The organism is Alteromonas sp. McT4-15 (genome assembly GCF_020515205.1).
Classification (GTDB): domain Bacteria; phylum Pseudomonadota; class Gammaproteobacteria; order Enterobacterales; family Alteromonadaceae; genus Alteromonas.
On the sequence record NZ_JAJALG010000046.1, the window covers coordinates 1 to 22,869 of the forward strand.

General features: G+C 43.7%; 17 protein-coding genes. 7 read left to right on the forward strand and 10 right to left on the reverse strand.

Translation table 11 applies throughout. The annotated features are described in order from the left end of the window. Nucleotides 1-107 precede the first annotated feature (107 nt). Complete coding sequence (locus LHL20_RS19215; protein ID WP_226434429.1) at nt 108-992, reverse strand: LysR family transcriptional regulator; 885 nt, start codon at nt 990-992, stop codon at nt 108-110. Between the two features lie 113 nt (nt 993-1,105). On the opposite strand from LHL20_RS19215, the gene LHL20_RS19220 reads away from it, so the two are divergent. Then, nucleotides 1,106-2,605 carry a CoA-acylating methylmalonate-semialdehyde dehydrogenase gene (locus LHL20_RS19220; RefSeq protein ID WP_226434430.1) on the forward strand — a complete coding sequence of 500 codons (1,500 nt, stop codon included), beginning with the start codon at nt 1,106-1,108 and terminating at the stop codon, nt 2,603-2,605. Nucleotides 2,606-2,622: 17 nt separating this feature from the next. Beyond that, nucleotides 2,623-3,498 carry a 3-hydroxyisobutyrate dehydrogenase gene (gene mmsB / locus LHL20_RS19225; protein ID WP_264181011.1) on the forward strand — a complete coding sequence of 292 codons (876 nt, stop codon included), beginning with the start codon at nt 2,623-2,625 and terminating at the stop codon, nt 3,496-3,498. Between the two features lie 87 nt (nt 3,499-3,585). On the opposite strand, the gene dld is transcribed toward mmsB, so the two are convergent. Continuing rightward, on the reverse strand, nt 3,586-5,319 hold the full coding sequence (dld, locus tag LHL20_RS19230) for a D-lactate dehydrogenase (protein WP_226434432.1): 1,734 nt from the start codon (nt 5,317-5,319) through the stop codon (nt 3,586-3,588). Nucleotides 5,320-5,568: 249 nt separating this feature from the next. Between dld and LHL20_RS19235 the strand changes: the two genes are divergently transcribed. Beyond that, complete coding sequence (locus LHL20_RS19235) at nt 5,569-6,246, forward strand: helix-turn-helix transcriptional regulator (RefSeq protein ID WP_226434433.1); 678 nt, start codon at nt 5,569-5,571, stop codon at nt 6,244-6,246. A 59-nt stretch (nt 6,247-6,305) separates the two neighbouring features. Here the strand turns inward: LHL20_RS19235 and LHL20_RS19240 are convergent, their stop codons facing one another. The 5 genes from LHL20_RS19240 to LHL20_RS19260 are packed head-to-tail and all read right to left on the reverse strand — an operon-like array spanning nt 6,306 to nt 9,932. Next, nucleotides 6,306-7,067, reverse strand: coding sequence for a CsgG/HfaB family protein (locus LHL20_RS19240; protein ID WP_159626404.1), 762 nt, complete (start codon nt 7,065-7,067; stop codon nt 6,306-6,308). Nucleotides 7,068-7,075: 8 nt separating this feature from the next. Then, entirely contained in the window at nt 7,076-7,525 is a 450-nt protein-coding gene (locus tag LHL20_RS19245) for a curli assembly protein CsgF (RefSeq protein WP_202262457.1), read from the reverse strand. Next, nucleotides 7,525-7,917 (reverse strand): CsgE family curli-type amyloid fiber assembly protein, encoded by a 393-nt coding sequence (locus LHL20_RS19250; RefSeq protein WP_201283921.1) that lies wholly within the window; start codon nt 7,915-7,917, stop codon nt 7,525-7,527. Before LHL20_RS19250 ends, LHL20_RS19245 begins: the two co-directional genes overlap by 1 nt. 39 nt (nt 7,918-7,956) lie before the next feature. Further along, nucleotides 7,957-9,405 (reverse strand): curlin, encoded by a 1,449-nt coding sequence (locus LHL20_RS19255; RefSeq protein WP_226434434.1) that lies wholly within the window; start codon nt 9,403-9,405, stop codon nt 7,957-7,959. 23 nt (nt 9,406-9,428) lie between these two features. Next, nucleotides 9,429-9,932 (reverse strand): curlin subunit CsgB, encoded by a 504-nt coding sequence (locus LHL20_RS19260; protein WP_226434435.1) that lies wholly within the window; start codon nt 9,930-9,932, stop codon nt 9,429-9,431. 405 nt (nt 9,933-10,337) lie between these two features. On the opposite strand from LHL20_RS19260, the gene LHL20_RS19265 reads away from it, so the two are divergent. The 4 genes from LHL20_RS19265 to LHL20_RS19280 all read left to right on the forward strand — a co-directional run bounded on the left by LHL20_RS19265 (nt 10,338) and on the right by LHL20_RS19280 (nt 16,249). After that, nucleotides 10,338-12,857, forward strand: coding sequence for a S8 family serine peptidase (locus tag LHL20_RS19265; protein ID WP_226434436.1), 2,520 nt, complete (start codon nt 10,338-10,340; stop codon nt 12,855-12,857). Nucleotides 12,858-13,022: 165 nt separating this feature from the next. Continuing rightward, entirely contained in the window at nt 13,023-13,673 is a 651-nt protein-coding gene (locus LHL20_RS19270; RefSeq protein ID WP_202262460.1) for a response regulator transcription factor, read from the forward strand. Between the two features lie 90 nt (nt 13,674-13,763). Continuing rightward, the gene (locus tag LHL20_RS19275) at nt 13,764-15,350 is read left to right on the forward strand and encodes an MASE1 domain-containing protein (protein ID WP_226434437.1); all 1,587 of its coding nucleotides are present in this window, start codon (nt 13,764-13,766) and stop codon (nt 15,348-15,350) included. A 65-nt stretch (nt 15,351-15,415) separates the two neighbouring features. Beyond that, the gene (locus LHL20_RS19280) at nt 15,416-16,249 is read left to right on the forward strand and encodes a thioredoxin family protein (protein WP_226434438.1); all 834 of its coding nucleotides are present in this window, start codon (nt 15,416-15,418) and stop codon (nt 16,247-16,249) included. A 16-nt stretch (nt 16,250-16,265) separates the two neighbouring features. Here LHL20_RS19280 and LHL20_RS19285 read toward each other — a convergent pair whose 3' ends face one another. The 3 genes from LHL20_RS19285 to LHL20_RS19295 form a co-directional block, all read right to left on the reverse strand. Next, complete coding sequence (locus LHL20_RS19285; protein ID WP_226434439.1) at nt 16,266-17,666, reverse strand: DEAD/DEAH box helicase; 1,401 nt, start codon at nt 17,664-17,666, stop codon at nt 16,266-16,268. Nucleotides 17,667-17,975: 309 nt separating this feature from the next. Continuing rightward, nucleotides 17,976-20,384: a two-component system response regulator gene (locus LHL20_RS19290; RefSeq protein WP_226434440.1), complete on the reverse strand. Its 2,409-nt coding sequence runs from the start codon at nt 20,382-20,384 to the stop codon at nt 17,976-17,978. Next, nucleotides 20,372-22,777, reverse strand: coding sequence for an HWE histidine kinase domain-containing protein (locus LHL20_RS19295; RefSeq protein WP_226434441.1), 2,406 nt, complete (start codon nt 22,775-22,777; stop codon nt 20,372-20,374). The genes LHL20_RS19290 and LHL20_RS19295 overlap by 13 nt, the downstream gene beginning before the upstream one ends. Nucleotides 22,778-22,869: the final 92 nt, after the last annotated feature.

Genomic DNA, 22,869 nt, shown 5'->3' on the forward strand with positions numbered 1-22,869 from the left:
GTTTTTGGCGAAAGATCTGATCACCAAACGTCATGAATGTTCCCTTTATTTTTTATCTTACTGAATTTTAGTCATTATTTGTGGGGATACCTCAGGGTCAGCCCCCCCTAATGCATAAAGCGCGACTGGTTTGCTGTAACCTTCTCAATTAGCCACTTAGTAAATGCCTGAAACCTAGCTTGAGAGTGAGTTTCTTTGTGCGTTGCTAACCAAAAGGTTCGTTTAATATGGATGTCATCGTCTAATAGTCTTACAAGCCCTTCGTTTGCTTCAGCAATAAACGTAGGCAAAATCCCCACGCCTGCCCCATTTATCAGCATTTGATATTGCGCATTAATGCTTGTACTGCGCAACGCGCTAAGCTGCGCTAATGCAGTTTCTTCAATAAATTTTAGCTGAGGCGCATAAACAAGGTCTGGAACATAACTCACTAAATTGAACTGGCTAAGATCTTGGAGCGTTTGTGGTTTACGTGTTTCAACAAGTGACTGATGTGTGTACAAGTAAAGGCTGTAGTCGGTTAGCTTTTGCGTAACGAGTAGCCCCTTGCTTGGCTTTTCTAGCAAAATAGCCATGTCTGCTTCGCGTTTATTCAGGTTCAAAAAGCCGCTGGTCGCCACTAATTCAATACAAATACCGGGGTATAGTCGTTTAAATTCAGGTAATAGTGGCGCCAAAAACCAGCTGCCAAACCCCTCTGATACGCTTACGCGAATAGTGCCAGCTAAATGAGAACGTTCATCGCTAAGCTCGTTTTGCGCCTCTAAAAAATAATGCTCGGCTTTTTCGATATAACGAACGAGTTCACTGCCTTGGGTCGTGAGTACATAACCTTTTTTTGTTAGTTCAAATAATTTGCAATTTAGCGAGTCTTCCAGCTTTTTTACACGACGTATTAATGTTGTCGGGTCTACACCTAAACCTTTAGCAGCAATAGCTACACGACCATTTCTTGCCAACCCAAGAAACAGTCGCATGTCATCCCAATTCATAATTTGACCTGCATTTTTACAGCACCTAGCTGCAAGTATATGTGTTGCTATTGCAAACACAAGGTTTCAATATTGTTAATATATTATTGAAGTGCTTAGTCAGGAGCCATGCCATGAGAAAAATTGTTCACTTTATTGCCGGTAAAGATTTTGAGGATAGCAGCGAGCGCACATCGCCAGTGTATGCCCCTAATACCGGCGAGGTTCAAGCTGAAGTAAGTTTGGCAAACAAAGCAACGCTTGAATATGCAATTGAAACGGCAAAAGCAGCGCAAGCTGAATGGGCCGCTACCAACCCTCAGCGACGCGCTCGTGTTATGTTCAAATTTAAGGAGTTGGTAGAAGCTAACCGCGATCGCCTTGCCGCTTTACTTTCAAGCGAACACGGTAAAGTACTGGTTGATGCGCAAGGTGATATTCAGCGTGGCCTAGAAGTTATCGAGTTCGCGTGCGGTATTCCTCATGCTCAAAAAGGAGAATATACCGAAGGTGCAGGCCCTGGTATTGACGTTTATTCAATGCGTCAAGCGCTAGGTGTTGTTGCGGGTATTACTCCGTTTAACTTTCCAGCCATGATCCCTATGTGGATGTTTGGTGTGGCTATAGCGTGCGGCAATGCTTTTATCCTCAAACCTTCTGAGCGCGATCCATCGGTTCCTGTGGAGCTCGCGAGATTGATGCTTGAAGCCGGCTTACCTGCCGGCGTGCTTAACGTTGTTCATGGCGACAAAGAAGCGGTGGACGGTATTTTAGATCATCAAACCGTTAAAGCTGTCAGCTTCGTTGGCTCATCAGATATTGCTAATTACGTGTACGAGCGTGGTGCACGCGCTGGTAAGCGAGTGCAAGCGATGGGTGGAGCAAAAAACCACGGTATTGTTATGCCAGACGCTGATTTAGATCAGGTAGTCACCGACCTTGTAGGTGCAGCCTATGGTTCTGCCGGTGAACGCTGCATGGCTTTACCTGTTGTCGTACCTGTAGGTGACGAGACCGCAGAAAAACTTAAAGCCAAACTTATTCCTGCCATTAAAGACATTATGGTAAGTCACAGTGAAGATCCTAACGCGCACTACGGCCCTGTTGTCACTGCAGCGCACAAAGCGCGAGTAGAAGGCTACATCGACTTAGCCATCGAAGAAGGCGCAGAGCTGGTATACGACGGTAGAAACAGCCAAATTCCAGCAGATAGCAATGGCTACTTTATTGGCCCAACATTCTTTGACCATGTCACCAAAGACATGCGTTCGTACAGAGAAGAAATTTTTGGCCCGGTACTCCAGATGGTGCGCGCTAATGACTTCAACGAAGCAGTGAGCCTTGCAAGCGATCATCAATACGGCAACGGTGTTGCTATGTATACGCGAAATGGTCATGCCGCACGCGAGTTCGCCCAGCGCGTTAATGTAGGCATGGTAGGTATTAACGTACCTATCCCTGTGCCTGTGGCATACCACACGTTTGGCGGATGGAAGCGTTCTGCATTTGGCGATACAAACCAACACGGCATGGAAGGCGTGAAGTTCTGGACAAAAGTGAAGACCATTACCCAGCGCTGGCCTGATGGCTCAGACTCGAACGATAACGCCTTTGTTATTCCAACCATGGGCTAAACAGCGAGGACATGACAATGACAACAGTAGCATTTATTGGCCTAGGTAATATGGGCTCAGGCATGGCAGATAACCTTGTCAAAAATGGCTATAATGTAGTGGCTTTTGACTTAAGTGAAGCGGCACTGACTAAAGCGAAAGACGCTGGCTGCGCTATTGCGCAAAGTACACAAGAAGCCGTAAGTAATGCCGATATCGTGGTAACTATGTTGCCAGCAGGCAAACATGTAATGGACATATACACATCGCAGATCCTTGATAATGTGGGCGGGAACACGCTGCTTATCGACTGCTCGACCATTGATGTTGAAACCGCTAATAAGGTCTCTGAGCTGGCTGCAAGCAAAGGGCTTCAAATGCTTGATGCTCCGGTGTCTGGTGGCATTGCCGCCGCAGCTGGCGGTACATTAACCTTTATGGTGGGTGGAGACAAAGAGGCGTTTGAAAAAGCACAAGGCGTGCTTGGCGCCATGGGTAAGAAAATTGTGCACGCTGGCGGACACGGCGCAGGACAAGCAGCTAAAATCTGCAACAACATGCTGCTAGGCGCAACCATGATAGCCACGTGTGAAAGCTTTCAGCTTGCCAACAAGCTTGGCTTAGACGCCCAAGTCTTCTTCGATATAGCCTCTAATGCATCAGGCCAAACTTGGTCTATGACAAGCTACTGCCCAGTGAAAGGCGTAGGCCCACAGAGCCCAGCCGACAATGACTTTGCTGGCGGCTTTGCATCAGCATTAATGCTTAAAGACTTAGGGCTTGCTATGCAGGGCGCTAAGGGTGTGAATGCTCAGGTGCCTATGGGAGAACTTGCGGCGAAGTGGTTTGAAATGCACTGTGAAGAAGGCAATGCGAGCATGGACTTTTCATCTATCATCAATCGTCTAGCATAGACTCAACTTACACGCTCTTAAAAACAAAAAGCCAACAATGTTGGCTTTTTTGTGTGCGCTGTAGTTTAGCGTAATGATGACAGCACGCTAATCGTGGCCACCGCAGCAGGACGAAGAATGCTCTGCCCAATTCTTCAATTTTGTGGTTTTACCAATGCCCGGGTTAAAGCTGTTTGTTGGATCAAGTTCACGATAGAAGTTTTTAAGCGCATCTTTAGCAAAATACTCATGCCCCACATTATGCTCAGCTGGGTACTCAGCGTTTCGCGCGTCGAACGTTTTAAGAATTTTACCTTTAAGCACTTTCGCGTCGGCACCCTTTTTCAACACATAGTTCTGGTGCATCACGTGGCAAAACAAGTGGCCGTAGTACAATTTAGTATCTATTTGATCGTCTATTTCTTTAGGCAGTACTTCAAACCAGTCGGGATCATTTCGTCGAAGTGCCACATCAATGGTCATCATAGCGCCGACCTCTTTGCTGTGCATAACGTGATAGCGGCCTATCGCGCCACCCGCCACAAAGCGATGTAAAATGGCTTTATCTGCCTCTTCTTCAGTACATTCGAAGTAGCTACCCTCGTTAGTTTTGAAGAATTCATCAAGGTACGCTCTAGCTTCATCAACACCCTCATTACTCATCTCTAAAATCCAGTGATGCTGATATTTATCGCGGTACAACTCCATGCGTTTCGGCAGATGATTGGGGAAAAGGTAGCTCATGTATTGCATTACACGGTCTGACATTTTGTTCGGTAAAAAACCCAACTTGTCGGTAAATGCATCGAACTTGCGTTTAAACGCAAAAAGCTTAGGGATGAATTTTGCGCCTAACTTACTAATAACGATAAACATGTCTTTGCCGTACTTTTTAGATACGTCGTAACAGTCGCGGTGCAAATACTCACCCGAATCAGGCAGGTTTTTAAACGTAGAGAGAATATCGCGGCGTACTTTTGTAAATACGGCTGCGTCATTAGACCCGACGTAGAAAACCTGTTTCTTTTCAGGGATAGGAAAGGTGTCTAATCGAACTGCAAATACTGCAAGTTTGCCTGCACACCCTGATGCCTCATGTAATCTGCGGCCATCATTGTTGAAACGTGACGGCGTATCTGAGTCAACATCGCGCACGCGCTCATCGTATTCATTGTCAGACGCCCTCGCATCGGGATGTTTAACATCACTTGCTTGATAACGTTGTTGCTCAAGGTTAGCCAGTATCTCTTCTGGTTCACTTCCAAGCTCAATGCCTAAGTTGTTAACCAACGAAAGTTCACCGTTTGCATTTATTTGAGCAAATAAAGAAAGCTCGGTATAAGCAGGTCCACGTTTAACTAATGCGCCACCTGAATTATTACAAATGCCCCCAACAATAGACGCGCCAATGCAGGATGAACCAATAACCGAATGAGGCTCACGGCCATAAGGTGCTAATGTCTCTTCAAGGCCAAATAACGTGCTTCCCGCTAAACCAACTATCTGCTTTCCATCGTCCACCAGTTGAATATCGTCTATACGCATAGTGCTGATAATGACAAGCGGGCGATCGTAGTCTTTACCATCCGGTGTTGAACCACCCGTTAGACCCGTGTTCGCTGCTTGCATGATTACCGCCACATCGGCTTCAACACACAGCTTTAGCACGCGCCAAATTTCAACAAGTGAACCAGGACGCACGACAGCGAGGGCCTCACCCGCGCCAAAGCGAAAACCTTTACAATAAGGCTGTTTTTTCGCTTGGTCAGTTAACAAATAGGCTTGCCCTACTACATCGCGCATTGATGCAATCAAAGACTGAGTGTCAACATTTACGGTCATGGTTCTCTCTGTGGTAATAGTGGAAAATGACATTGGTGACGAACTATACACTAATCACATTTTTAACAAAGGGGGCGAGTGCATTTTAAGCTGACAATTTACTTATATTTAATGCTGCTTTTAGGCCCCCTAATTGCCCGTTTCTGACTGTTACATTTTGTTACGCTTTGACACATCAAGTAAGACCACACACCTATTGTAAAGATAGAGTTATGCTCGTAAGGTTGAGTGATAGGAAAAGGAGCTTTCATGTCACACCAAGCGTTTGTACTAACAAGAAATAACCATGTTGAAAGCACTCAAAATAAAGGGGTGTACGAGCGTTTTCTGTCAATCTTGCCTTCTTGTGGTTTTAGCGTTACAACGGGTGCAATTCATCCACCTAGAAGCGTATTAGCTAACACTCATACTTTTTTTATAGACGCGGACTACTGTAACCCTCAAGCTATGCTCAATCTTCCGGTTGTCAATGACTATCCACATCTCAATAAGGTTATTTTTAATGCTCCCGAAAGTAACGTTGAATTTCACTTCAACGCACTTCAAAAAGGGATCAACGGGATTTTTCACGCTGAAGATAATTTGGAACTGATTGTTCGAGGCGTTCAACAGGTTCAGGCTGGAAATAAGTGGTTTAGCAGAGAAATTATGAGTCGCTACATAGATGCTAATTTGGCCACCAAAACCAAGGCAACTTCGACTATTCAAGCAACTGCGTCTGTGCTAACGAAAAGAGAGATGGCTATTACCCGCAAAATTGCAGAAGGCGCCCAGAATCAAGAAATTGCTGATAGCTTTCACATTAGTGTGAATACGGTAAAAACACATGTATACAGCATTTTTCGCAAAACCGATTGCAGAAATCGTGTTGAATTGATCAAATGGTTTGACAGTCAGTTCGACCAAGTACAGTCAGTAAACTATTAAATAGAGGCAAAAGCGCCATATCCTCTTACAGGTAATTGGCGCTTTACAGTGAAAAGCGCTTAAGCCTTAGCGCGCCAAACTCCTTTTTCCATTCCTTGTATTACTAATTCAGCTACCGCTTTTTCAATGCTTTGCTTAACACATTCAAACATTGGCTCGTTGGTTGTGTAGCCGGTTTCTGCCTCAAGTAAACGCTTCAATGAAACATAGCGGAATAAGCCCGCTCTGACTTCTTGGCTTAGTACTTTTTTCGACGTAGACACAGACACGAGTACCTGCCCGGTTCTTACATCCACCGCACGCATATAAATAGAAATAAGATCTTCACGAAATAGCTCGCTTGCACCAATGCCAAAATACTCTACGCCAGCTCCGCCTGTTCGAATATTCGTATCATAGCTGATGATTCCCCCTTCAATAATAATGCGCGCCGTTGTCAAAGGCGGTAAGTCGGCATTATTGTTTTCATCTGCTCGAATAATCTTTCTCTCAGTAAGGATGTTTTGTAACCCTTCTCGTTCAACAGGGAGAAACCACGCTGTTTCACTTAATGTCTGCACTAATATAGAGGTTGCGCCTTGGGTAACTGCTGTGGAAAACGAGCTTGCACCAGAGCTCGGCTTATACTGACCCGTTTGATCGCGAAATGCGTATACCGACACCGGTATTTGCCCCATAGGTTGCGGTAAACTTTTTACTTCAGAAAGCGTGTCGCTTTCTTTAATAATGGCTGCTTCTGTCGTGTCAGGTGGCAATGTATTGGTAATTGATTGACACCCTGATAACAAAATAGTTAATACAATAAATACGGTACTTCTCATGTGCGTCCCTACCCAAACCGTGGAATTTCTACAACAGTGACTTCACCCGTCAATAAGTTGGTGATATTGACAATAATGCTATCAGGGTTACTAGTTATTAGCTCAACCTGAAAGTCGCCACTTACAAATAAACTATCTTGGTCAAAAATACTTTGAATGGGATTACCGTTTTCATCGAGCTCTTGCTCTCCAAACGCAAGATCAGTGATTTCTCTGACAATACGATTGATGTAAGCACGCTCTAGTGACTCTTGAAGTCTTTCATCGTATGAACGTTCATTAAAAGGCGCCGAATGCGCATTTTGAGAGTTCGCTTTGCTTAACAGAAAAGACCCATTAAGTGGATTTCCACCAAAAGATGGGTTTATAGGTTCATAGACCAATTCAGTTGCAGATGTTGAAAGCGATAAGACTATACCGCCGACTAAAACCCATGCTGTCTTCGTTATTTTTTTCATTAGAATTCATCCGCTGCTAGATCTGGACTTCGACTGTCCACATTTGCATTTGCTACTGCATCGAGCACTAACATGATTGCTTGTTGTACTTTCTCATCCAGTGGCACTTGCCTTCTTCCCATGTAGGTCTGATACACCACTTTGTTATCATAAATAACAGAAAGTAGCGTGCCCGCCTGAGGTACAATAATTTCTTTTACAATGAGATTTTTGCCTGAGCTATCTGGTACTTCTCGCCAGTACTGGCTTATTTTTGAAGCAAACTCATGGCCCTGACGACTGATACTGTTATCAAGGAGTAATCCACCGAGTCTTATTTCTTCGGCGTGAGAGATAGTTAAAAAAGCGCACGCCACCACAACGTACGCAAAACAAAAAGAGAGAAGTTTCATAACTGTGTTAAAGGCCGAGAGAACTCGGCCTGCTTCTTGTTACATCTGAACAACAGTTGCAACGTTGTAGTCACCCACTTGAGTTACGCTGATAGTACCACCACTACCGGTCATGCTGCCCGTAACCAAGTTGTCGTTACCCATTTGCGTTACCTCAAAGGTATTAGCATCTCCACTAATAGCAAACTGGCCACCGGCATCATTCGTCACCCAGTTACCCACACCTTCTTGCATAACACTAATCGTGTTATCACTGCCGTTAACGAGTAAATCAAGTAAGTTCAGTTCACCACTTTGTTCTACTGTAATGGCGTTGTAGTTTGTCGGTACTGCACTCGCTAACTCTACAGATGCGGTATTTTCAATGCCGTCTTGCGCCATTTCAATAATGTTGCCATCAGCATAATAGTTAGTTTCACCGATACCGGCTTGCGCTAAGGCTAAGTTAGCTTCACCACTTTGCTCAATTTCTACAGTATTAAAGAAGCCGTTAAAATTGACCGTGCTTATTTCATTGCCGCTGCCTACTTGTGTTAAATCAAATTCGTTGAATAAACCAATAACACCCGCATAAGCTGTGTTTTCACTACCCGCTTGATTAATCTCGAAGGTATTTAGAATACCGTCAATCGTTTCAACCGTTGCCAGGTTCACATCACCAATCTGATCGATATTAACTTCGTTACTTGAACCTTCAAAAACACCTGTGGCAATTTCATTGCCATCACCATCTTGTTCAAATTCAATCGTATTACCATCACCTACAACGCTCCACTCAATTGCATTTCGATCACCATCTTGATCAATCACAATTTCGTTTTCAGAGCCCACTACTGCGGTCAGGTTAGATACGTTGTAATAGCCGTCTTGGACAACTTCAATCACGTTGGCATCGCCGCTAAGATCACGTACATAAGACTCGTGCCAATCGCCTTCTTGTTCAACAAAGAGCGTATTGTCATTACCAGACACAGTGTTATTTGCCCAATGGCCCCCGTCACCTTGCACAATCGACATGGTATTACCGCTACCAGTAATACTGTTAATTGAACGATTGAAGATAAAGCCGATTGGTCCACCATCACCCAGTTGTGTTAGCGACACCGCGTTATCATCACCCTCTATCGCAAATTCAGCTGTACTTTGGATACTGTCCTGCTCAGCTTCAACAAGGTTACCATTACCAGAAATGCTGGTTAGGAACGTATTACCCGTTTGCATTTGAGAGGCCATCACTTCATTGGCATCTCCTACAACTTCAACATCAATAACATTCAGGTCACCTTCTTGGCTAAGTACTGACTCGTTACCAATTTCATTACCTTCTGGCGCAGTTTGGGTTAGCGTGATGCTGTTGCCCTCTGCCGCAGCAAGAAAATCTGCCGCTGCGCTAAATTCTACATTTTTGCTGTCAGGTACTTCCTGCGCAGATGCCCATCCTGTTGCTGCAACAAGTAATAATGCACTGGCGATTTTTGTTCTTTTCATTTTGTCTCCCTATGGTAATCACATCATTGTTGATATTGTGTGATGTTGATCACCATCTCGTTCCCTATTTGATAAACAGTAAAGGCCTGCTCACCTAATTGATTAACATTGGCAACGTTGTCAAAACCGTCTTGAACAATTTCAAAGTAGTTGTTGTCGTTTTGCTGCAATAAATTCACAACATTTCCTTCACCAAGCTGTGTGATGATAGCTTCGTTGTTATTGCCGGTTTGTACTACATTTGAAAGGTTTGACGCGTTACCGCTTTGAATGATGTTAGTTATGTTATTTAACCCAAACTGACTGACAGAGATGAGGACCGTTTCATTGTCTACCGTGATCGCTTGGGTATTCAGACTCATTGAAAGAGAAGATTCCACCATGTCTGCATTTGTTGATAGGTCGGAAGACTCCGCTCGAACTGACAGAGGAAGCATAACGCTAAGTAGAAACCCAAACATCGCGAGTCTTTTTACTTGCAAAGAAAACGGTGCTTGGCACTCTAGGTCTGCGAACTTCTTATCCATGTAAACAATGACTTCCTGAGAAACAACAAATGTGACCCTTCTATATCACTCTGTAATTGTTTCAGAATCCATCACCTTTAAGTTGTATTTATGACGAACTTAATACTACTTGACTACGAAAAATCAGCAGCTTAACGACTTTTTGTCGCACCTTAGTACTAGTTTTGCACAGAAAGCAATCACGTAATTTGGTTTGGTAAGACCACACAGTGAGAACAAAACGCTCTAGTAAATTAGTACTAATTTCTATAGCAAATACACTTTTTCCTCATCGAATAGTTGTATTTTGAGTTTAATTACTGGCGATGATTAAAATTTCGGTTATAAGTTTTAACCGTTAGTTATATCAGACCGAATGAGAGGATTTCGTAATTGTACGCATTGTCCTAATTATGGAATCTAAAAATGAAAACAAAGCCTTTTAAAACGGGTCTTTCAGCATTATCTGTAGCTTTACTTCCACTTTTTGCTGCAGGCCATGCGCATGCTTCAAAAGCCGAAATTTTTGATGACAGCGTTATTGTTGTTTACAAAGAAAATGTCAGTAAAACCGACAAGATGCGCGCGCGTTCATCAGTAGGTGCACGTATTAGCGACGCAAATCGCGACGAAATTGATGATCGCTTTTCAAACCTGCTAAATGGCCGAATTGCAAAATTACAGCTACGCGGTAAATCGGTAAAAGAAGCCATTGAGATCCTGAGCAAAAACCCTGCTGTCAAAATTGCAGAGCCAAACTATTTATACCGAAAAGCACTTATTCCAAACGATCCCTCTTTGGGCGATCTCTGGGGATTGAATAACACTGGACAAGCTGGCGGTACGAACGATGTAGATATTGATGCGCCAGAAGCATGGGATATCACCACCGGTGATCGCGACGTTGTTATCGGTGTTATCGATACGGGCGTTGACTACAACCACGAAGACCTTGCTGACAATACATGGGTTAACCCTGGTGAAATAGCAGGTAACGGTATTGATGATGATGGTAACGGCTACATTGACGATGTGTACGGGATTGATGCGTTCAACGTAGACTCCGATCCGATGGATGACGACTCTCATGGTACCCATGTAGCAGGAACCATAGGTGCTGTTGGCGATAACGGCATTGGCGTCGTGGGCGTTAACCATCAAGTGTCTATTGCAGCATGTAAATTCTTAGGCCCTGACGGTGGCTCTACTGCTGGCGCAATTGAGTGTATCGACTACTTCACGGACCTAAAGGTTAACCGCGGAATCAATATTAAAGCGACCAATAATAGTTGGGGTGGTGGTGGCTACAGTGAAGCCTTAGAAACCGCTATTGAAGAAGCGGGTCAAGCGGGCATTCTATTCGTTGCTGCTGCAGGTAACTCTGGCTCTAACAACGACAATGTTGATAATTACCCTTCAAACTACCAGACCTCAACAAACAGTGTTCTGGCAGTGGCTAGTATCAACCGTAACGACGGCGATAGCGGTTATTCGTATGGCGTTGAAACCGTTGATTTGGCTGCGCCCGGCACAGCTATATTATCGACCGTCCCAGGTAACGGATATGCTGCTTATTCAGGCACATCAATGGCAACACCCCACGTGGCAGGCGCAGCAGCACTCGTTTGGTCTCTCAACCCTGAGCTAACACCTTCAGAAATGAAAGAACTACTTATGCTGACTGGCGAAACCAGTTTGTGGGCAGATGGACGCACGGCATCAGGCAATCGTTTAAATGTACTTAATGCACTTGAAGAAGCTGACCCAACGCCTGGTTTCAAGTTAGGTATTACACCAGGCTCAGCTGAAATTATTGCCGGTGAAACCGTCACGTTTGATATTGAGGTGGGTGCGATTGCAGGCTACGACCAAGCCGTTACTCTTTCGCTATCAGAACCAAGCGCTATTGCAACGCTAAGTGCTACCAGCGCAATGCCTGGTGACACAGTTACACTTACGGTTACTACAACAGAAGATACAGCGTGGGGACAGTACAGCTTTACCATAAACGGGGTGAGTGGCGACATCGAAAAATCGAAAACAGCCAACCTTTACGTTTACCCGGTAGGACTGAACGACTTCCCTTACAGCTACTCAGGCGAGGCAGTCCCAACATTGCCTAACGAAGATGATCCGGATGATGTGGGTGTAGATCTTGTTATTAATGTACCAGACGATATTACTGTATTTGGCATGCAAGCTTCAGTAGATATCACGCACACCTACAGCGGCGACTTAGTGTTGTCACTTACATCGCCTCAAGGCACAACGACAGTTCTTCGCCAGAATCAAGGTGGCGGCACTGATGACATTGTTGAAAGTTACAATACCGACGCATTCAATGGTGAAGTTGCAACGGGAGATTGGACACTCAATGTATTAGACACCTTCAACGGTGACAACGGAACCGTAAACACGTGGAGCATTGTGGTAACGGGTATTGGTGAAGTTGGTCCAACACCTCCAAATTCAGCATTCACATTCGACGCTTCGGGACTGTCTGTAGACTTTACCAACGACAGTAGTGATGTAAATGACGATATTGTGAGTTACAGCTGGGACTTTGGCGATGGAGCAATGTCATCAGATGAAAACCCCACTCACGTTTATGCAGCGACTGGGGCCTATGACGTAACACTCACTGTCACAGATGCCGAGGGTCAAACAGGTGTTTCTACTCAAACTGTCTCGGTTTCCAATAGCAATATCGTGACCGAGATCGATCGCGCTATGCTATCTCGTTTTGGTTCGCTACGTGTTGACCTTTCGTATAGCGGCTCTACCGCTGACACCGTTATGATTTATCGCAATGGCGAATTACTGGAAGAGGTAAGCAACACAGGTCGCTATCGCGATAGAAGCCGTGGCGTTAATCCTGGTAGCTTCACCTATATGGTGTGTGACGAGACATCAGCGTGCTCTGCGCCTGTAACGGTTAATCTTTAATCGTGTGAGTGCTGTGAATTTACACAGCGCAAGTTGAAGTAAATACTGGCCCATGGAAGGGCCGGTCTTTTTTGACTATAACTTCGTCATCTAAGCCTTTGGCTTATTCCACATTAACTATTTTAGTCATACACTTACAAGAATATTGGAGCCGTGTGTAAGTATATGGAAATTGTATTAATTGACGATCACGAAGTAGTAAGAGATGGTATTGCCGCACTTATTGAGCAAGAATATGGGTGGCATGTTAAGCACTCCGTTAGTACCCTTTCCGCTCTGCCCTCTCACACTAGTCTCGATGATGTCGATGTTGTGGTATTAGACATTTCGCTTGCTAATGAGTCTGGTTTCGATGTGCTAACCACAATTAAATCGCAAGCACCCCATGTAAAGTGCCTAATGTTAAGTATGTACGATCACGTGGCATACATAACTAAAGCATTAGAGCTTGGTGCCGATGGATACGTAACAAAAACAGCGGCAACAAAAGAATTAATGGATGCACTTGAAGCGCTAGAGCGAGATGAAAACTACTTGAGTTCAGATATCAGTAGTAAGTTGGCATTTGGTGAAAAGCGCGTGATTGCCCAGCTCACAGAACGAGAAAAAGAAGTTTTTTTATTACTGGCGAAGGGACTACAACCAAAGCAAATTGCTTATCGAATAGATACCGCGCCCAAAACAGTGATGGTTCACAGAACGAATATCTACCGAAAACTTAATACCACCTCACAGTTTGGATTGTTAAAGATTGCGCTGGAAACCGGCATGCTAGACTTAGCAGACTTCATCAATGAAGATGCAATATCGCAGTAAACTCTGTGATATTTGACTTATTAACAAGACACTTCCACAGTTTAAATGGAATCCTCTGACAGCTCCCGCACTATTTCGACACAATCCGCTATGTCTTCCGTTTTTTCACCACACTATCTTCTTTATGGCTTGCTCTATACGTGTTGTTTTCACGGGGTTTGGCTAATTAGCAGCCATTTTGAAACCGTTACCAGTACCGTAAGTTGGTACTTACCTGCAGGTGTTAGGTTAGGCGCATTTTTACTGCTACCAATGCGAAGCTGGCCTGCTTTGTTACTTTGCGAGAAACTTACTCATCTACTTTTATTTTCCCCAGGTGGGCTTTTAGACAATAGCCAATTTATGAGTGGTAGTGTTTATTGGTATTTAGTCCACTTAATGATTACCCCTTTATTGCTGTGCGCTGCGGTATATACTTTTCGTCGTTTCTATAGCAGCCCTTATCTCGATAATGTATCGAGTACACTGTCTTTACTCAGCTTTTCAATGTTACTGAGTATTGCTCTGGGCTTTGTATTTTTAGGGCGAAGAGCATTAGAATCCAACATGGATGTAGTATCGTTTTTAGTTACCCTTTTCGAATTCTCCTTAGGTGACTTCGTAGGAATAATTGTTATTGTTCCTATATTAATAACGCTTTACACCAAACAATGTTTCAAGCATGGCGGGGGGCAGCTCTATTATATCGTCGCAGGCTGGTTGCTCGCCTTAAGTGGCAGCGTTTTAGCATTCGATAACGGTATAAACCTAAGCTACCAACTAAAATATGTCGCTGTACTTCCGGCTCTTTATCTTGCCCATCGGTTTGGCATTTATGGAAGCTCTTTGTCTTGTATTCTTATCGGAGTAACCGCATTTTTAGTTTCTTCACAAACAACATTGAATCCGTTAGAGCATCAGTTCTATATCATTGCCTTGTGTGTAAGTAGCTTGATCTTAGGAGCATCGGTAACGCAAGCCAAAAGAATGAACACGACCCTTGCACTATCTAACGCGAAAATTCGCGAAAAAAACGCATTACTTAACAAAGCAATCGATAATACTCGCGCAGTGACCGCAAAGCTCGTGGCGGTGCAAGAAGAAGAGAGAAGAACGCTTTCACGTGATTTGCATGACGATTTTGGTCATAGAATAGTAGATTTAAAACTTCAACTGTCTCTCAGAAAGAAAGAAGATTTATCAACGGTTCTGTCAGAGAAAATTGATAGTCTTTACTTTGCTATGAAGAAAAGCTTAGGAAGTCTTCGACCCAGTGGTATAGATACGCTTTCTATCGAAGCCGTGCTGCAACGTTCTGAAATTATATCGTCGCTCAATGCATCTAATATTGCCTACACTTTGAACGTATCAGGAGCAGCGCTCGCACTAGAGAATGAAAAGAAAATTCACATCTATCGAATAATTCAAGAAGCGGTGACCAACAGTATCAAACACGCAAACGCCACAAGACTTAATATTGACGTTGTGTATCATCCCACAGTTGCTACGTTTACCATCTCGGATAATGGCATGGGTATTCCCGCCTCCTACCTGACAGATAGTATCAAAGACGCCCCCGTCGATTTTTCAATGGGTATACTTTCAATGCACGAGCGAGCGCATTTGATAAATGGTAAGCTCAGCATTTTGAAAAATACGCCTTCTGGCACAGTAGTCAGTATCGCTATTGAAGTGTAATTATCCCGCGTTACCCTTTGTTTTTATGATACATTGCTGCCAAGTTTCCCTTTTTGGTACTACACATGGATTTGCATAAAAACGTACATCACCAGCCTCCCTTACTAAAGCGACAATTCGCTAAACTCATTGCCGCCGTATTCGCCTCTATTGCGTTACTTACTGCCTGTAAGAGTACTGAGCAGCCACCGCAATATACCTATGAGGCATCAGCAACGGCTTATGATGACGTAGTTAACACACAGAAAAGTGCTCTTAAAAATGGAAAGTTACTACTCGTAGTGCTCGGCGCTCAGTGGTGCCATGACAGTACAGGCCTAGCAAAACGTTTCCAAACTCAAGAAATGCAGAATATTCTTACATCTCATTATGAAACCATATTTGTAGACGTAGGCTTACTGGAAGACCGAAGAGCAATTACTCAACGATTTGACTATCCAACCTATTATGCCACTCCCACGGTAATGATAGTGGACCCGGCTTCAAGTGCATTATTGAATCGCGCTAGCATGGCAATATGGGGACGGGCAGACAGTATCGCCCTTGCTGATTATGTAGACTACTTTACTAAGTTTGCTCAACTTTCTGATAAACAAAAGTTACCCATGATGAATTGGCAAGCCGACCCACAAGTTGCTGCGTATGACACTCAACACGCAGCGCGTTTGCAAAAAGCGTACGACTTATTAGGCCCATTATTGCAAAAGGATATTGCTGGAGAGCCACCTGAAGGTTTTTACGATCTGTGGAAAGAAGTAAGAGGTTATAGAAGTGATTTACAGGAAACGATGGTTAAGCGCGCTGAAACTCAACTAGAGCAGAATGACAATGGGAAAGCTGACGCCCAAGTCGCGCCAGCTCTGCGTCATTATCATCCTTTCTCATGGGAATCAAAGTAGCGACAGAATGTGCGTGCTACTGTGCAGTAGCACGCTGTGGGGTATGTTTGCCACTACTATTCGTATTGCCGCTTCTTGAGCGATTGGCGTTATTATTGCGATGCTTGGGCCGTGAATGCTGTTTTTTGGCCCCACTTCTATTGGCCTTGGCATCACTTTTAGTATTCGCAGAAGGCGCCTTTGCCGACGAAGCGCTACTTAGCGTTTTGGGCGTTTGGGGCGTTTTTGGCTTCTTGGGCTTTTTCGGTTTTTTGGGCTTCGACAACGTTGTTGGCGGCACTGCTTGTTGTGGCTCGAACCCTTCAAGTGTTTCTCTTGGTAATAGCTTTTGAATAAGCGTTTCAATATCTTTTAAGCTTTGAAGTTCTTCGGCACAGACAAACGACCAAGCCTGACCACTAGCACCAGCACGCCCAGTGCGACCTATACGGTGCACATAATCAGCCGCCGTATTTGGCAAATCAAGATTAACCACTATGGGTAGCTCGCTAATATCGATGCCTCGAGCAGCAATATCGGTAGCCACAAGCACTTTGATGTCACCGTTTTTGAAATCGGCCAAGGCTTTTGTTCTTGCACCTTGACTTTTATTTCCGTGAATAGCTGCACTTGGAATTTTAGAACGAGTAAGTTTCTCTGCAATTCTGTTGGCCCCGTGCTTAGTACGACTAAAAACGAGCACTTGCTCCCATTTTTGTTGCTTAATAAGACAAATAAGTGCCGTTGTCTTTTTTGACTTATCAATGGTAACAAGATGCTGCTCTACAGCATCAACTGTTGAATTTGCAGGTGTTGTAGAAATGCTAACAGGATCTTGAGTAATGGTTTGAGCCAATGCGGTTATTTCAGGCGAGAACGTTGCTGAAAACAATAAGCTCTGTCTTTTCTCAGGAAGTAATTTAAGCACTTTTTTGATGTCGTGGATAAACCCCATATCCAGCATTCTGTCGGCTTCATCAAGTACCAATACTTCAAGCTGAGAAAATTTCACTGCATTCTGCTGATAGAGGTCTAACAATCTGCCGGGCGTAGCAATAAGCACATCAACGCCTTTTCTAAGCTTCATCATTTGCGGGTTTATACCAACACCACCGAACACCACTGCGGTTTTTAGCGGCAAGAATTCACCAAAATGACGAATACTTTCTTCTACTTGTGCAGCGAGTTCTCGGGTAGGCGTTAAAATTAGCGCTCTTACGTTGTTGGCAGAAACTTTGTTGCCCTGCATAAGCTTTTGAAGAATAGGTAAGCCAAAACCGGCCGTCTTGCCTGTTCCGGTTTGCGCAGCTGCCAACACATCACGCCCTTTTAATACCTCTGGTATTGCCTTTTCCTGTATAGGTGACGGTGTGGTAAAACCACGCTTTTCAATTGCTTTTAGCAACGGTTCAGCAAGCCCAAGCTGGGTAAATGACATTAACTAACTCCTGAAATAGCTATTTGCCTAAATATAGGTCGAAGAATGATTAGTAGCGTGGCAGCTATAGCACTTACCGTGTGAGATTATAGCTTAAGAAGAAATTCTATAGTGATACGCCAATTCGACGATGCCAATAACACCAAGAATTGTCGATTAAGGAAGAATGATATTTACTCTTACACAACGCGGCGCGGAGTCTACCACCAATATACCACGTTCGCTAGCACATTTTTTAGTCAACAGCACTTCTGGAGAATACACTATAGACTTGCACCGTCAGCACAGTTTCTCAAACATCCTTATTGTTCAATCGCTTGCTTTATAGTGTATTTGAGGCGAGGAGTGACAGGCCTGCAAGTATTCCATAAGACCTATTAGACTCATCGGTTTAGCAAAGAAATAGCCTTGCATAGCGGTAGCGCCAATCTGTTTTGCAAAATCCACTTGTTCTTCGGTTTCAAGGCCTTCTAAGGTGCAAGGCATGTTTAACCGATTGCACATAGCGAGTACGTTCTCAATGATCAACGCTCTGCGTTTACTTGATTTACTCGCTAGCGGAAAGTTAGGCAACAACGAACGGTCTATTTTTATTGCATCATAAGTATCTTCAGCAAGCTCCGAAATGCATGAAAATCCTGTACCGAAATCATCTATTGAAATAGTCACCCCCAAGGCTTTCAGCTCCACAAGCGTCTTTCTTGCGCGAATACTTTGAAGGGTAGATTCGGTAATCTCTATTACGATTTTACTTGCATCAACTTCATGGCCTATTAATCGCTCTCTATATATGCCACATACTAATTCACTTTGCAGTTGAACTGCAGACATGTTCAGATTGACGCGTATATCGTTAAACCCCCATGTATTGAGCGTCTTCAGGGCAATACATGCTTCGTCCAACATTAGTATACCAATGTCGTGAATATACTTAGTGCGCTCAGCGATAGGAATAAATTTATCTGGGCGTATAAACCCTTGATCAGGAAGATGCCAGCGCGCGAGCGCTTCTATCGCTTTTACACTGCCATCCGCCCCGACAATAGGTTGGAAAAAAGCAACTATTTGCTTTTCTAAAATAGCACTACCGAGGCCTTGTTGAATAAATAAGCGATATTCAATATCTTTTGATAAGCTCTCGTCAAAAATAACCGTATGGTTTTTTCCATACTGCTTAGCAGAGTACATGGCGATATCAGCATTTTTGAGCAGCTCAGAAGATGTCATCTCTTCAGATGCTACAGCCACGCCAATGCTGGCCGATATTTGAAACGCGCCCGACGTGGTATTGAACGCTCGCTTAAATATATCGCCTATTCTGGTTGTGATTTTGGACAATTCATCATGACACGTTGTTTTTGTAACAACGACAAACTCATCACCTCCAAACCGAATTATGTTATCCTCCTCTCTAACAACCCCTTTAAATCTGCTAACACAACCTCTAAGAATTTCATCACCCACCTCGTGGCCATGGGTATCATTTATTAGCTTGAATTCGTCAATATCGATGAAGATAATCGAGCACGCTTCACAGGATTCGGTGAGACTTTCTACCACGCGATTTAAGTAGTTCCTATTACCAGCACCGGTAAGTGCATCGGTAAAAGCGAGGTATTTAAGTTGAGTTTCAGATGATTTGAGGTCGGTAACGTCAGTAAAGATAGCCACGTAATATCTATGGTTTATCGAAGTGCAAAACGATGAAACCGACATGACTAGATGACGCCGAACGCCAAAATCATTGACGATAGTAATATCGGTTCTCAAGCCATCTTTTAGGTAATTAGGACGATTGTCTTCTTTTCGCAGTTGGGGAAATATCGAGTCAAACTGTGAGGAAATCAGGGCCATTCGTTCTTTATCGAGAAACTGGCAAATAGCATCATTCACTTTAATGAGTTTCCCTTCAGCATCGCATACAACAACTCCTTCTTGAATTTCGCTAACAATTTTATCGGCTATACCCAAATCGGACTGGATATTCTGCATCGTGGAGATATCTTGTATTGCACCAATTTGCACTTGATCATTATTTAGCGTTACATCAGATAGCACAATCTGGTACCACTGCGTTTCCCTGCCCTCTAATTCAACTTGCAGTACCGATAAGAACGCAGTTTTTTCATCAATGGCTTTTGTAAGAGACACCAATTCTTCGTCTGGGAAAAGCGCCAAGAAGTCGCTGAGGCTCAATGTATGAGGAAAAGCAAAGAGATTGTCGACACTTTTAATAACAACGGAACGTGATACGGCATCGACTTCAAGTACACCAAGTTTTGCCACACTTGACGCCATCGCGAAGCGTGAATTAGAACTGACAAGTTCATTTTCTATGCGTTTTCTTTCTAATGCTATTTGTATAGCCGTTTTTAACGATATTTCGCTGTAGGGTTTTATTAGATACCCGTAAGGAGAAACAGACAACGCATTAGCAATGGTTTTATCATCGCTATATGACGTTGTAAAAACCACAGGAACATCGAACGACTCCGTCAGGCTTTTCGCCACATCAATACCTGACTTTTCACCACCTAGGTTAATGTCCATCAGGATCAAATTAGGTTGTTCACTCTTTATCAACGAAAAAAGTACAGAAACATCAGCGGTTACCCCAACTACCTCCATGTCAAATTGCTTGATGAGGTTACTCGTATTCATCGCCTCTAACAGTTGGTCTTCTACAAGAATAATTTTTGGTTTCTTTAGTTGCTGCATGAGTTAGCCGCCCCAAACCCGTAGGCTTCGATGGTCCTTGCCAAAAGTGCTGCATCGACTGGTTTAGTTAGAACTACTGCACCTTTTAATTGCTCGGGAAGGTCTATCGAAGCGCCATAGCCAGTTATGAAAACGAAAGGAATATTTTTTTGCTTTAGCTCAATCGCCAATTGGAACGTATTTTCATTACCCAAGTGGACATCAAGAAATAGCATTTGCGGAGGTTTCTTAGCCAGCGCGGTTCTGACAGAGCTGATTTCACCGAAAATGTCTATGCTTTCAAAGCCAATGAGCTTAAGCTTTTTCTGTAAATCTAAGGAAATGAGTAAATTATCTTCAACAATAAATGCACTTCCTAATGTCTTGGCATTGACCGGAGTAACTTTAGGTATTTCCATCTTTATTACATTTGGTTCTTCAGCTGTATCACTGCTTTCCTGCATATCAATGTATTTGCTAGGAACTAAAAACTTTGCCGTCAAGCCTGTTGTCATTGGTTGGATTTCAACGCGGCCACCTAATTCGTGTGGTATGACTGACTTGATGACTGTCATACCAAACCCTTCTGCTTGAATATCTCTAAGTGGTGGTCCACCAAACTCTTTCCAAAAGATTTCGCAATTATGCTCTGTATCAAACTGCCAGGTGATTGACACCTTGCCATCATTGCTAGTTGCACTGAGTGCACCGTATTTTGCTGCGTTAGTGATCATTTCGTGAAATACCAACACAATAGGAGTGACTGCATAAGACGTTATCTTGATTGGCGGCCCTTCTATTGTGAAGGCAGACTCATTTACCATGTAAGCCTTTAGCTCGTTGTTAAGTAAAGTGCGAAAACTAATGCTGTTCCAAGAAGCATGGGTTAGCTGATCGTGTCCTAATGCAAGGGCAGAAATTCGGGCGGACAACGCGGAAACAAAGGAGTCTATATCGCTTTTAGATTGCGACGTCTGCCCTACTATGGCATTAACTAAATTGAGAATATTGCGAACACGGTGATTTAACTCGCCAATGAGCAACTCTAGACGTTTTTTCGCTTCTCGTTGCAGTGCTTCTTTTTCATGGAGATGGCGTATTGTTAACTCCATTACGCCTAAGCGGATCGCACGCGCTCGCTCAATATCAAGAGAGGTCCACTGCTTCGCTTTGCTTTCATTAGTTTCTAGCCATTTTTCAAAGCTTGCTCTTGGGGTAAGTACAGCGGCGTCCCCTCTACGCTCTACCCTTTTTTCCGGATTTCCTGCCCATGCAACATGCTGAACCACAGAGTTCCGAAATAAAAAAATATAATCCATTGGGTCTGTTGATATCTTGATAGCTAGTACTCCTGCTACACTACTCGTCGATAGGCGAGAATCAGCAGCGACCAAGTTGTCAAACTCATATACTTCTTTGTCTGGATTCTGAGCAATAACTTCAGCCAAAATGTCCACTTTCTTATGACTTAGTGCCACTCCAGATTTAATATATTCACCACTAAAGCAACACCCAATGCCATCAACGTCGATAAGCGACTTAATTAGGGGTAACTGCTCTACAATCGATTTTGCTAGCGAGTCACCCAATGATAAATTACTCAACACTCTAGCGAAGGTTTCATTTGCTTTTTCACTAACCTTAATGCGTTGAGCAATAAGGCGGTGAGAAAGCTCTAATGAAAACATTTCTGCGAAGAGTTCAAGCTGTGACAGTAAGCGACCTGGTGTGCGTTTTTTTCCATAATGATGACATGCAATTAGCCCCCACAGTTCGCCATTAACAATTACAGATATTGACATTGAGGCACCCACGCCCATGTTCTTCAAGTACTGGATATGGACTTCTGACACAGCACGTAATGTCGACAAAGATAAATCAAGTTCCCGTTGATTTTCTTGAGCGGTGAGGATTCGCGGGTTTTCACCGTGTACATCCGCTATATTTCTGACGAGATTACGTTTGTACAGCGCTCTAGCTTGCGACGGAATATCCGATGCAGGGTACCGCAGTCCAAGAAATGTCTCTACGGAGCTTGACTTTGCTTCCGCTATGACTTCCCCTGCTCCATCATCCAAAAACTGATAAAGCATGACCCTATCAAAGCCTGTTGCTATTCTTATCCCTTCAACAAGACTACTATACAGCGACTCTAAACCATTAAATTGAGACACTTGTCGCATCAATGCAGTGAGCACATTATCTTGCACCGCTTCATGTGCTGAAATTTCGAATTCAATAATGAGATTTTCGCCACTTTGGTGTACGGCTAAATCGAAGGTTTGAGCGTTTTGAGGCAATTTAATCGCATACAAATGACATGCTTTGCCGATAATAGCTGATTGCTGATGAGCACCGCGTATGGCATGCACTAACTGTCTGTCCAGTGAATCCCAAAATGAGGCACCTAACACATATGAGCCCAACTCCTGTCAATAGGTAATAGTTATTCGCTGGCTGCGCTAGCAGTCAGTCCAACTCCCTAAGCTAAACCTCCTAACTTCAT